This is a genomic window from Streptomyces sp. NPDC060198, from assembly GCF_042728415.1.
In the GTDB taxonomy this organism is placed as follows: Bacteria; Actinomycetota; Actinomycetes; order Streptomycetales; family Streptomycetaceae; genus Streptomyces.
The window spans coordinates 1-11,205 of the sequence record NZ_JBHWZJ010000238.1 but is presented as its reverse complement, the minus strand read 5'-3'; the positions used below and the strand labels follow the sequence as shown (position 1 = coordinate 11,205).

At 73.0% G+C, this 11,205-nt stretch carries 4 protein-coding genes; 1 reads left to right on the top strand and 3 read right to left on the bottom strand.

Annotated elements, in window-relative coordinates; translation table 11 throughout:
• Positions 1-302: 302 nt before the first annotated feature.
• On the top strand, positions 303-1,784 hold the full coding sequence (locus ACFWEP_RS24460; protein ID WP_387372894.1) for an alkaline phosphatase PhoX: 1,482 nt from the start codon (positions 303-305) through the stop codon (positions 1,782-1,784).
• Between the two features lie 67 nt (positions 1,785-1,851).
• Here ACFWEP_RS24460 and ACFWEP_RS24455 read toward each other — a convergent pair whose 3' ends face one another.
• From ACFWEP_RS24455 to ACFWEP_RS24445, 3 genes are all read right to left on the bottom strand, one after another.
• Positions 1,852-5,193, bottom strand: a complete 3,342-nt coding sequence (locus ACFWEP_RS24455) for an ATP-binding protein (RefSeq protein WP_387372892.1) — start codon at positions 5,191-5,193, stop codon at positions 1,852-1,854.
• A gap of 83 nt (positions 5,194-5,276) precedes the next feature.
• Positions 5,277-8,219 carry an FG-GAP-like repeat-containing protein gene (locus ACFWEP_RS24450; RefSeq protein ID WP_387372891.1) on the bottom strand — a complete coding sequence of 981 codons (2,943 nt, stop codon included), beginning with the start codon at positions 8,217-8,219 and terminating at the stop codon, positions 5,277-5,279.
• Complete coding sequence (locus ACFWEP_RS24445) at positions 8,219-10,810, bottom strand: S8 family serine peptidase (RefSeq protein ID WP_387372889.1); 2,592 nt, start codon at positions 10,808-10,810, stop codon at positions 8,219-8,221. Before ACFWEP_RS24445 ends, ACFWEP_RS24450 begins: the two co-directional genes overlap by 1 nt.
• Positions 10,811-11,205 lie beyond the last annotated feature (395 nt).

Below are 11,205 nucleotides of genomic sequence, written 5' to 3'. Positions count from 1 at the left end.
GGGCTGCACGGCCACAATACGCCGGCTATGGACGCGCGCACGGGGGCCTTCACGGCCCGCCCCCGCGCGGGGTCCTGAGGGGGCGCCGGCTGCCGTGCGCCGTTGCGCGCGGCAGCCGGCGCCGGGACGGTCGCGAGGACGGGCTGCCGGGGAGCGGGGGCGCGGACGAGCCTGCGCCGTGTGCCGAGGCGTCCGTTGCACGGCAAGGGTGTGCCTACAAGTCGCCTTCGGTTCATGTGGAGTTCGCCCGCAGCCGGGACCGTGGGCGCGCCAACGTACCGGACACCGCACAGGAGCCCGTCATGTCGTTCACGCGCAGGGAATTCACCAAGCAGTCCGCCGTCGCCGGCGCCGGCATCGCCCTCACCGGGGCGGTCGCCACCCTCGCCACCGCGCCCGGTGCCCTCGCCGCGGAGCACGACGGACCCGGCCACGGCGGTCACGACGAGCACGGCCACGGTCATGGCCACGACGGCCACGGCCACTCCAAGGCTCCCGGCTACGGCCCGCTGATCGCCGACCCGAAGGGCATCCTGGCGCTGCCCGCCGGCTTCTCGTACCGGATCATCACGCACAGCGGTGTCACCAAGCTGGAGTCGGGCGAGACCACTCCCTCCAACCACGACGGCACCGCCGCCTTCGAGGGCCCGCGCGGCGTCACCCTCCTGGTCAACAACCACGAGCTGAGCGGTACCCGCGACGGCTGGGCGCGCCCCGTCCCGCTCGTCGAGGGCCTGGTCTACGACCCGATCGCGGCGGGCGGCTGCACCGTCGTGGAGACCCGCCAGGGCGGCCACACCGCCGAGTGGGTCGGCATCGCCGGTACGTCCACCAACTGCGCGGGCGGCGCGACCCCGTGGGGCACCTGGCTGACCTGCGAGGAGACCGAGGACAAGGCGGGCAAGAACGGCCTTCTCAAGGACCACGGCTACGTCTTCGAGGTCGACCCCTACGACCGGCGCGCCAACCGCGACCCGCGCCCGGTCAAGGCCTTCGGCCGGTACGCCCACGAGGCGGTCGTCATCGACCCGCAGCGCGGCCACGCCTACCTCACCGAGGACGCGGCCACCCCGAACGGACTCTTCTACCGCTGGGTCCCGCCGCAGGGCTTCAAGCACGGCCGCGGCAAGCTGCGCACGCTCGCCGACGACGCGGGTGTCCTCCAGGCGTTCAAGGCCTTCGACAAGAACGGCGCCTTCGTGGACGACCTGTCCCGCGCCACCAAGATCGGCACCGTGTACGGCGTCGACTGGGTCGACGTGCCGGACCGCGACGCGAAGACCGTCTCCGTGCGCAAGCAGTTCACCGACACGGAGGTCACCCGCGCCCGCAAGCTCGAAGGCATGTGGTGGAGCGACGGCGGCGTCTACGTCGTCTCCTCGTTCGCCCGCGCGGAGAGCCCCGTCCAGCACGACGGCCAGGTCTGGTTCTACGACACCAAGCGCCGCACCCTGACCCTCAAGGTGCTCCTCGGCGTCAACCCCGACCCGACGAAGGACGGCGCCTTCGACGGCCCGGACAACATCACCGTCTCGCCGTACGGCGGCCTGGTCATCGCCGAGGACGGCGAGGGCGTCCAGCACCTCTTCGGGGCGACCGACAGCGGGGCCACCTACCCCATCGCGCGCAACGACCTGAACGAGGGCACGGCCGAGGCGCCCGTGTACAGCGAGTTCACCGGCGTCACCTTCTCGCCCGACGGCAAGACCCTCTTCGCGAACATCCAGACCCCCGGCATCATGCTCGCCATCACGGGGCCCTGGAAGCGTCAGCCGAACAAGTAGCGGCTCCGCCCCACCCGCGGGCCGGGCCGGCGCCTCGCGCGCGTCCCGGCCCTGGTGGGGTCCGGCGTCACCCGCGAGGCGCCTCGCGCAGCAACGCCCGCGCCCGCTCGGTCCTGCGGGCTCCCGCCGGGTACGGCAGGGTCCTGGCCAGGGATTCGGCCCGGGCCAGCTCCCTGGCGCCCTCCCGCTCCTGGGCGAGCCGGGAGAGGGCGGTGCCGAGGGCTATCCGGGCCTCCACCTCGGCGAGGCGCTCCCCGGTGCGCTCGGACCGGGTCACCTCGGCGCGGGCCAGGCACGTCGCGCTCTCGGGGCGCCCCGACAGGAGTTCCGCCCAGGCCACCAGGACCGGGGCGTCGCCGGTGTGGCCGTCCAGGGCGCGCAGCGCGTCGTCGGGGCGGCGTGCGCGCAGGGCGGATTCGGCGCGCGCGGTGCGCACCTCGTACTCGGCCTGGCGGTCGCCGAGGGCGGTGGCCGCGGCTCCGGCGCGGTCCAGGAGGGCGGCGGACTCCGCGGGGTCGCCCAGGAACGCCCGTACCCGTGCCATCGTGGCCAGGGCGTACGGAAGGCACCAGGCCTCGTACGCCTCCGCACCCGCCACGGCCTGTTCCGCGAGCGCGCGGGCCGGTTCGGGCTCTTCCAGGAGCAGCCGCAGTTCGGCGAGGTTGCCCCTCTCGAACGCGGCGGCCGTCGGGTCGCCGGACTGTTTGGCCAGTCCGAGCGCGCGGTTGCCGATCTCGACGGCCTCGCGCAGCCGGCCGGCCCGCCGCGCGTTCTCCCGCAGCGTCGACAGGACCGTCCCGAGCAGCGTCGGGTCGCCGTACGCCTCGGCCGGTGCCAGGGCCCGGTCGCCCGCTTCGCGCGCCTGGTCGAGGTGGCCGGCGAGGCCGAGGTTGGCGGCCCGCAGACCGAACGCGCGGGCCGACAGGCCTTGCCCGCGGGTCCCCGGCACGTTCCGGGCGGCGGCCAGGGCGTCGAGGGCGGCCTCGGCTCCGGCCATGTACCGGCCCTGGACGCAGCGGATGAGGGAGAGGGCGAGGAAGTGGCCGGTGGCCGGTTCCGGCGCGGTGTCCTCGGTCACCGGGTGGTCCCGCAGGGTCCGCAGGCCGGTGGCCGGGCCGCTCGTCTTGGCGAGCGTCTCGGCGAGCAGCGCCGCCGCGAGGACCGCGTCGTCGTGGTCGCCGCGCCGCTCGAACTCGGTCAGGGCGAGCCGTACCGCGTCGGCGGCCTGCTCGAAGTGGCCCATCCTGCGCAGGACATGGGCGTGCGCGAGCCGGGCGCGGGCCGCGTCGACGTCGAGGCGGGCCACCAGGTCGCGGTAGTAGCGGTCGGCGGCGTCGTTGGCGTACAGGGCGGCGGCCCGTTCGGCGGCCCGGCGCAGGTACTCGGCCGCGCGCGGGTCGTCGGCGCGCGCGAAGTGGGAGGCGAGGGTGTCGACGGCGTCAGGGCGCCGCCGCTGGACCGCCTGCGCGAACGCGGCGTGCAACTGCCTGCGGCGGACCACGGTCACCTGCTCGTAGCAGGTCAGCCGGACCAGCGGATGGCGGAAGGCGACCCCGGCCTCGGGCCGTCCGGCCACCACCAGCTGTCGTTCCTCGACGAGCGAGGCGGCGATGGCGCGCTCCAGGGCGTCGGCCGCCGCCGCGCCGGACACCTGCGGGTTCAGCCCGTGCTCGGCGACGTCGAGCAGTTCCGAGAGGGCCGCGTCACCGCCGGCGACCGAGAGCGCCTCGACCAGGCGGCGCGCGTCCGTGTCGAGCCGTTCGAGCCGGTCGGCCACCAGGTCCCGCACGCCCTCGGGGGCGTAGTCGCCCATGTCGCCGCGGGGCAGGTCGCGGGCGAGTTCGAGGGCGAACAGCGGGTTGCCGAGGGAGAGTTCCCACACCCGGCGGGCCCCGCCGCCGTGGGGCGGCCCGCCTCCCGCGTCCCGTACCACCGCGAGGCACGCCTCCTTGTCGAGGCGCCCCAACTCCTCGCGCACGCAGAGGCGCTGGCGCATCAGTGAGGCCACGACCGAACGGCGCGCGTCGCCGTCGGGAAGCTCCTCCTCGCGGTAGGTCGCCAGGAAGCGCAGCGGCGTCCCCCGCTGCACGGCCCGCCGGGCCAGATGGCCGAGGAGCTGGTACGAGCCGGAGTCGGCGCTGTGCAGGTCGTCGAGCACCACCAGCACCGGGCGGACCGCCGCCAGATCGCCGAGGAGCGCCGTGCTGGCCCGGAACAGCCGGTCCCGCTCCTCCTCCGGGCTGCGCTCGCCGGTCGTCCCCACCTGCCCGAGCGACGGCAGGAACGCGGCGAGTTCGGGGTACTCGGAGCCGACCCGGGCCCGCTCGGCCGCGCTGTGTTCGGCGAGCCAGCCGTCGAGCGCCTCCGCGAACGCCCCGTACGGCGTGTGTCCCCCGGCGTCCTGGCCGCCGCCCCAGAGCACGGCCGTACCGGCCGAGGCGGCCCGTCGCGCCACCTCGCCCACCAGTCGGGTCTTCCCCACCCCCGCCTCACCGGTGAGCAGGGTGAGGGGCGGCCCGTCCGCCGCGAGGAGGCGGTCGAGCACCGCGTCGCGGCCCCGCAACGGCGGGGCGGCCGCCGCCCGCAGCGGGGCCGGGAGCAGGGGAGTGGCGGGTACGGGCGCGGGGGCGGCGGCCAGCGCGGCCCGGTGCAGACGCTCCGTCTCCGGCCCGGGACGCACGCCGAGTTCGGTGTCGAGCGCCTCGCGGCACACGTGGTACTGGTGCACGGCCCGGCGCCGCAGCCCCTGGCGCAGCCAGGCCTCGATGAGGACGCGGTGGGCCAGCTCCTCGGCGGGGCTGCCCGCGAGGACCTGTCCGGCGACGGCCGCCGCATCGGCCGGTGCGCCCCGCTCCAGGTGCTGCCCCGCGAGCCGGAGCAGCAGTTGCTCGCGGAGCAGGGTGAGCCGGCCACGCCGGTCGTCGGCCCAGCGCGCGTACCGGTCCTCCGGCAGCAGCTCGCCGGTGAACCGTTCGATCGCGGCCATCAGTTGGTCGACCCCGCCGTCGGCGAGGGCGGTGCGGGCCGAGGCCTCGGCCTCGTCGGCGTCGATCCACACGGTGGCCGGATCGAGATGGAGGAGCGCCCCGTCGGAGACCAGGTACGAGGAGCTGGCGCGCGGAGCGAGTTCGGGTTCCAGGGCGCGGCGGGCGGCGTGCAGGGCGACCCGCAGGCTGCCGGCGGCGGCCTTCGGACCGGCGTCGGGCCAGCAGACGGCGATGGCCTCCTCGCGGTGGAGACGGTGGCCGGGCACGACGGCGAGCAGCTTCACCAGCGCGCGGGCTCCGGGGCGCGGCCACCGGTCGGCGAGTTCGGGGCCGCCGTCGCGGGTGGCGTGGAATCCGCCGAGCAGGTGCAGGCGCAGCAACGGCGCGGCGGAAGTCGTGCTGTCCGGTCGTTGCGCGTTCATCAGGATGCACTGTAATCGAACACGCGGGGGACCCCCGGGCGAGGCCCGGGGGTCCGTTTCACGTCGGGGTGTCAGCCCGTGGGTCAGGAGAGCTTGTACGTCGCGACCTGGTGGATGCCGTTGTCGTCGAGCAGGTAGCGGCCGCCGAGGTCCTCGGCGAGCCGGTCGAGACCGTAGTCGTCACCCTGGAGCGAGACCACCTCGTCGGTGCCGTCGCCGTCGAGGTCGGTGGCGAGGAAGTTGCGGGCGCCGATCAGGTCGGCGTCGCCGAGGGTCGACTGGAAGGACTGGCCGCTCTCGAAGAAGTCCGCGTCCCCGGCGTAGGCGGAGATGGAGCCCTCGCTGCCGGCGAGCAGCAGCTTCCGGCCGCCGGGCCCGGTGGCGAAGGCGCCGTTGTAGGTCTGGCCGATCACCGAGGCCAGGGCGTCCTCGGTGCCCTCGCCGGAGAACCTGCGGAAGGTCGAGATGCCTGCCTGGTACAGGCTGCCACCGTCGGTGAAGAAGCCGCCGTGCGTCCACAGACCGCCCATGGTCGCAGAGTGCACGACCTCGCCGGTGCGGCCGTCACGGATCTCCATGTACGTGTGCGGGCCGCTGGAGTCGGTGGCACCGACGCCGGCCTGCGACTGGATGTCCCAGGTGTAGACGACCGCGTGGCCGTCCGCGTACGGGATCTCCGGGGAGGCGAAGGTGCCCCGGTAGGTGAGCGCGGCGTGGATGACCCCGTCGGTCGAGACGGCCGGGGCCTTCGGCGCGATGCTCCACTTCGTCCTGCCGGTCCTGGCGTTGAGCGCGACCGCGTGCGCCGCCGGGTCGGCCAGTTCGATCGAGTCGGCCTTGGAGTACGAGGTGTAGACCTTGCCGTCCTGGACCGACGGGTCGGAGAAGACCACGTCGCCGAGGTCCTCGGGCGCGGCGAACGACCAGATCTTGTGTCCGTCGCCGTAGTAGGCGTTCAGGGTGTTCGTCGGGACGACGATGTCCTGCTCGCCGTCGCCGTCGAGGTCGGCGAGCTCGACGGAGTGGACGAACTGGCCGTCGCTGTCGATGGTGGCCAGCGTCTTGCCGCTCCTGGCGTTGAGGACGACGACGGCGGAGTCCGCGGCGACGACGATCTCGTCCTTGCCGTCGCCGTTGACGTCACCCTTTCGCATGTCGTGCACGGCGCCGGGGACGGTGGCCCGCCACAGCTTCTCGGGCTTGCCGGAGAGGAGCGAGGGACCGGAGTAGGCCCACACGCCGTCCGACGAACCGGCCATCACCACGTCGGACGTGCCGTCCTTGTTCACGTCGGTGGTCTGCGCGAAGGAGATGTCCGCCTGGAGCGGCGTGATGCTCTGCTGCTTGCCGTTGCCGAGCTTGAACGTACGGATGTTCTGGCTCTGGTCGATGACACGGACGTGGGTGCCCGCGGCGTCGCTGAAGACGTCCTGGTACATCGGCGCGCCGGCGAGGCCCTTGTTCTGCCAGAGGACGGCACCCTTGCCCGAGTACACGGTCGTCGCGCCGAAGCGTGCGCCGCCCGGGTTCTGCGACGCGGTGATCTCGCGGTCGTCGTCGCCCGCGACGACGAGCTTGCCGTCGGCGACCTGGAGACGCCAGACGCTCGGCCCGTTGCTTACGTTGTCGGCGTCGCGCTTGGTCGTCTGCGACCAGAGCAGCTTGCCGGGGGCGTCGCCGTTCACCACCCGTACGGTGTTGGCGTTCACCTGGAGGTAGTTGTCCAGGGAGGACTCGGCGACCGCGTACTCGGCGCCCGCCTTGGCGGTGAGGTCACCGACCGTCAGGGCGGTGGGCAGCACGTTGACCCGGCTGTCCAGCGTCGAGCGGTTGCCGGTCTTCAGGTCGTACGCGGCGATCTCGTACTTCACCGCGTCGTTGACGTCGGACTGCTCGACGGCGACGAGCCGCTTGCGGCCGGTGTCGACGCGCAGCTGGCGGCTGTAGAGCACGCTGTCGGTCTGCCAGGTGACCGAGCCGTCCGCCACGTTCAGGGCGAGGGTGTGACCCCGGCCCTCCACCGTGCTGGTCATCGCGCGGTCCCAGGAGACGGCGACCTTGCCCTTGCCGAGGTCCTGGATGTCGCCCCAGGCGGAGTCCCCCGCCTCACCGGTGTCGTACGTCCACGTGGACGACGGGGTCAGCTTGCCGTCCGCCGCCGAGAAGCGGATGCCGTACAGCTTCGCCGTGTCTGCGGCCGGCGAGTTCATGTTCATCCGGGGCGAGTCGGCGACGAGCAGCGTGCCGTCGACGATCTTGACCATGGTGGCGTAGTCGTACAGCTTCGACCACACCGTCCTGCCGGTCTTGCCGTCGAGGATCGTCACGAACGTGCCGTTGGGCAGCGACGAGCCGGGCGAGGTGAACGGGCGGTAGGACGCGATGCCGACGCTCGCCGAGAAGACGACGTCGTCGACGCCGTCACCGGTCAGGTCGCCCGTGGCGTAGCCGGAGTCGGAGGACGGGGTGAACGGCGAGACCGCGTTGTACCCCATCATGATCCGCACCGGGAACGGCTCGGTCTGCCACGGGCGCAGCGGCTTGACCTGCCAGTCCGCGTAGTACGAGGTGTTGGTGCGCTCCCACACGGACTCGCCGTCGGCGGAGTGCAGCTGCACGTTGCCCCGGCCGTGGACGGTGACGTAGTCGCCGTTCTTGCCGACGGGCACGGTCGCGCCCATGCCCCGCACGCCCTCCAGGGAGGACGTGCCGGTGAAGGTGACCGGGGCGGCGGAGTCGGTGGACGCGCCGTCCAGCGAGGAACCGGAGCCGGAGGGCGTCGCGTCCGTGCTGTCGCCGGACGCGGGCGCGTCCTCGGCCTGGGGGCTGACCTGGTTCTCGGCCGCGTCACCGTACGGGTCGACGGCGACGTCGGCGGTCAGCCGCTGGGCCTGGGCGGCCGTCAGCTTCAGGACGCCGTCGCTGTCGTCGGCGGCCAGGGCCTGCGGGGCGACGCTCAGGCAGAGCCCGGCGGCGACCAGGGCGGAGGCGAGCTGGAGGCCCCGCCGCGAGTGGAGGTTTCTCATCACTTGGCTCCCTGCGTGAAGCGGATCGCCGAACCGGCGGTGATGACCGACTGGTCGTAGGCGTACTGGAGGGCGTCGGTACCGGCCTGGTTCTGGATGCCGACGGTGGCACCCGCACCCAGGTCCGCGACCGACTTGTACTGGAGGGTCACCGCGCCGGTGGCCTCGTCGAAGACGGCCTCGAAGGTGGCGCGCCCGGTGGGGCCGTTCGCGTAGGCCGCGTCGTTCCAGACGACGGCGAACGTGCGGCTGCCCTTGGTGCCGGTGGTGGCGGTCTGGACGGACGACTTCTTGTCGAGCGTCAGGTCGTCCCAGAGCGGGGCGATGAAGCCGTTGGGGTTGTAGTCGGTCGGCAGCGCGGTGTTCGCGTAGTCACCGACGCGCGGCGCCAGGAAGTTCAGCATGCCGTCGGTGGTGACGGAGGTCGTGGAGTACGAGACCCCGTACAGCTTGACCGGGAAGGGCAGCGAGATCGTCGTGGCGTCCTCGTCACCGGTCAGGGCGACCTTCTTGGAACCGGCGATCCAGGAGTAGGCGGCCGGGGCGCAGCTGTTGCCGGTGGCGTCGGTGCGGGCCGGGACCCGGACGTCCTTGGTCAGGTCGGCGGCGGCGACGGTGGTGGAGCCGGTGAAGACGCCGTTGCACAGGACCGGCACGGTCGGCTTCACGGTCAGGGTGTAGGCACCCTCGGCGACCTTCGGCAGCGTGTACGTGCCCTTGGCGTTGGTGACCACCGAGGGGACCGGGGAGCCGGTCAGCTCGACGGTCGCGCCGGGCAGGGCCTTGCCGGTGACGTCCAGGACGGTGCCGGTGACCTTGTGCGAGGCGACGCCGGAGAGCGCGAGGTCCTGCGTCAGGGCCTGGTTCTGGGTGATCTCGACCCCGGTGACCTGGGCGGTCGCGTAGCCGTAGCCGCTGAGCGCGAAGTCGTAGGAGCCCGGGTTGAGCGACAGGCGGTAGGTGCCGTCGGGGCCGGTGGTGACCGTGCGGGTGCCGTAGGTGGCGTTGGTGGCCTTGACGACGACGCCGGAGAGGGCGGCGCCGGTGGCCTTGTCGGTGACCGTGCCGCTGACGGTGCCGGCGGTGTGCGGGGCCTTGTCGACGGACGCGAGGATGTCGAGCTTGCCCTCGCCCCAGACGTTGTTCATGCCGGCGGTGCCACCGCAGTGGGTGTCGTCGACGTCACGGGCGCCCTGGTTGAGCAGGTCACGCGTGCCCTGGATGTCACCGATCAGCGACGGGGCCGCCGACCACAGCAGCGCGGCCGCGGCCGCGACGTGCGGGGTGGCCATCGAGGTGCCGTTCTCCGTGTTGTACGAAGAACCCGGCCACGTCGACTCGACGTTCACGCCCGGCGCCGAGATGTTCGGCTTCGCCGAACCGTCGACCAGCGACGGGCCGAAACCGGAGAACTTGGCGATGGTGCCGGTGGAGTCGTACGCGCCGACGCCGTAGGAGGTCACCTGGGAGCCGGGGGCGTGCGCGGTGGAGCAGGTGGTGCCGTCACCGTCGTTGCCGGCCGCGAACGCCTCGAAGATGCCCGCGGAGTTCCAGGCCTCGACGATGTCCTGGTAGAACGTCGTGTCGTCGCCGCCCCAGGAGTTGTTGACGATGTTCGGCGCCAGGTCCGGGCGCGGGTTCTGCCCGTTGTGGTCGGTCGGGGCGAGGATCCACTGGCCGGCGGCGAGCAGGTACTCGTCCGAACACTGGCTCGACTCGCAGCCCTTGGCGGCGATCCACTTGGCGTTCGGCGCGACGCCGATGCCGTTCTTGCCGACCATGGTGCCCATGGTGTGGGTGCCGTGACCGTTGTTGTCGCACGGGGTGCCGTCGGCGGCGCAGGTCCCGGACGGGTCGTAGAAGTTGTAGTCGTGCGTGAAGGTGCCGTCGCCGTTGTTGCCCCGGTACTGGGCCACCAGGTCGGGGTGGTCGTACTGCACGCCCGAGTCGACGCTGGCGATGACGATGCCCTCGCCGCGGTCGTCGTACTGGTTCCACACGTCGTCGGCGTTGATGTCGGCGACGCCCCACTCGGGGGTGGTGTCACCGTTCGCGGAGGAGTCCGTGGCGCGCTCGGCCGACGAGCCCGCGGCGGAGGGGTTCGTGCGCGACGTGGTGATCTTCGCGTCGGAGGTCTCGCTGTCGTCGAGCCGGTAGTGCCGCTCCTTGACGATGCTCGCGACGTCCGAGCGCTTCGCCAGCCGGTCGATCAGGCCCTGGTCACCGGTCACCTTGACGGTGTTGGCGATCCAGTAGCCTTCGTGGCTCACCTTCTCCCTGTCGAGGAAAGAGTTGAGCGACTTCTGGCTGGACTCGGCGTGTGCGCGCAGCTCGCCGTACGCGGCCTTCGCACGGCCCGCGTGGGACTTCTGCTTCTTGGCGGAGGACAGGTCCGCCTGGTCCTTCAGCGTGACGAAGAAGGTCGCCTCGCCACCGCCGTCGACGGCGTCTCGCAGGGCGGAGTCGACCTTCGGGGACGGCGCGGCGTCGGTGGCAGCCGCGGCCGGGGGGCCGATCAGCAGACCGGCGGTGGTGAGCGCGGCGGCCACCAGCGCGGCGGATCTGCGCCGGGACGATCGGGGCAGGTGCATCGGGGGTGCTCCTCCAGGGACGGTACGGGGGAGCCCGGACGTTAGGGAGGCACCGTTACTCGGGCATTACAGCTCGCGATGGGCGTCCGGCGGGCCGGTCTGCCGGCCGGGGGCGGCACACCGGCGGGTCGGCGTCATCCGCAGGCGGTACGACGGGGCCTGGCCGGCCCGCCCCGCCCCGGATTTTCCGTCCGCTTCGCTCCGGACACGGCGCCCCGGCCCTCGCCGATCGTCCGGCCGTTCCCGATCCGCCGGACACTCCCGGGTCTGTGCGAACAGCCACCCCTTCGGGGGTCTTTCGGGCCCGGTGTCCCGTGCGGCGGCGCCGCCGCAGGCGCGCCGCGGCGGCGACCGTCCCTGGTCGCGGGCGCATCACGAATGCGGCACTACTGGGC

Bases quoted from the DNA above. Each gene is read 5' to 3' on its own strand.
- ACFWEP_RS24460 (WP_387372894.1), top strand. From the start codon at position 303: ATGTCGTTCACGCGCAGGGAATTCACCAAGCAGTCCGCCGTCGCCGGC.
- ACFWEP_RS24455 (WP_387372892.1), bottom strand. From the start codon at position 5,193: ATGAACGCGCAACGACCGGACAGCACGACTTCCGCCGCGCCGTTGCTG.
- ACFWEP_RS24450 (WP_387372891.1), bottom strand. From the start codon at position 8,219: ATGAGAAACCTCCACTCGCGGCGGGGCCTCCAGCTCGCCTCCGCCCTG.
- ACFWEP_RS24445 (WP_387372889.1), bottom strand. From the start codon at position 10,810: ATGCACCTGCCCCGATCGTCCCGGCGCAGATCCGCCGCGCTGGTGGCC.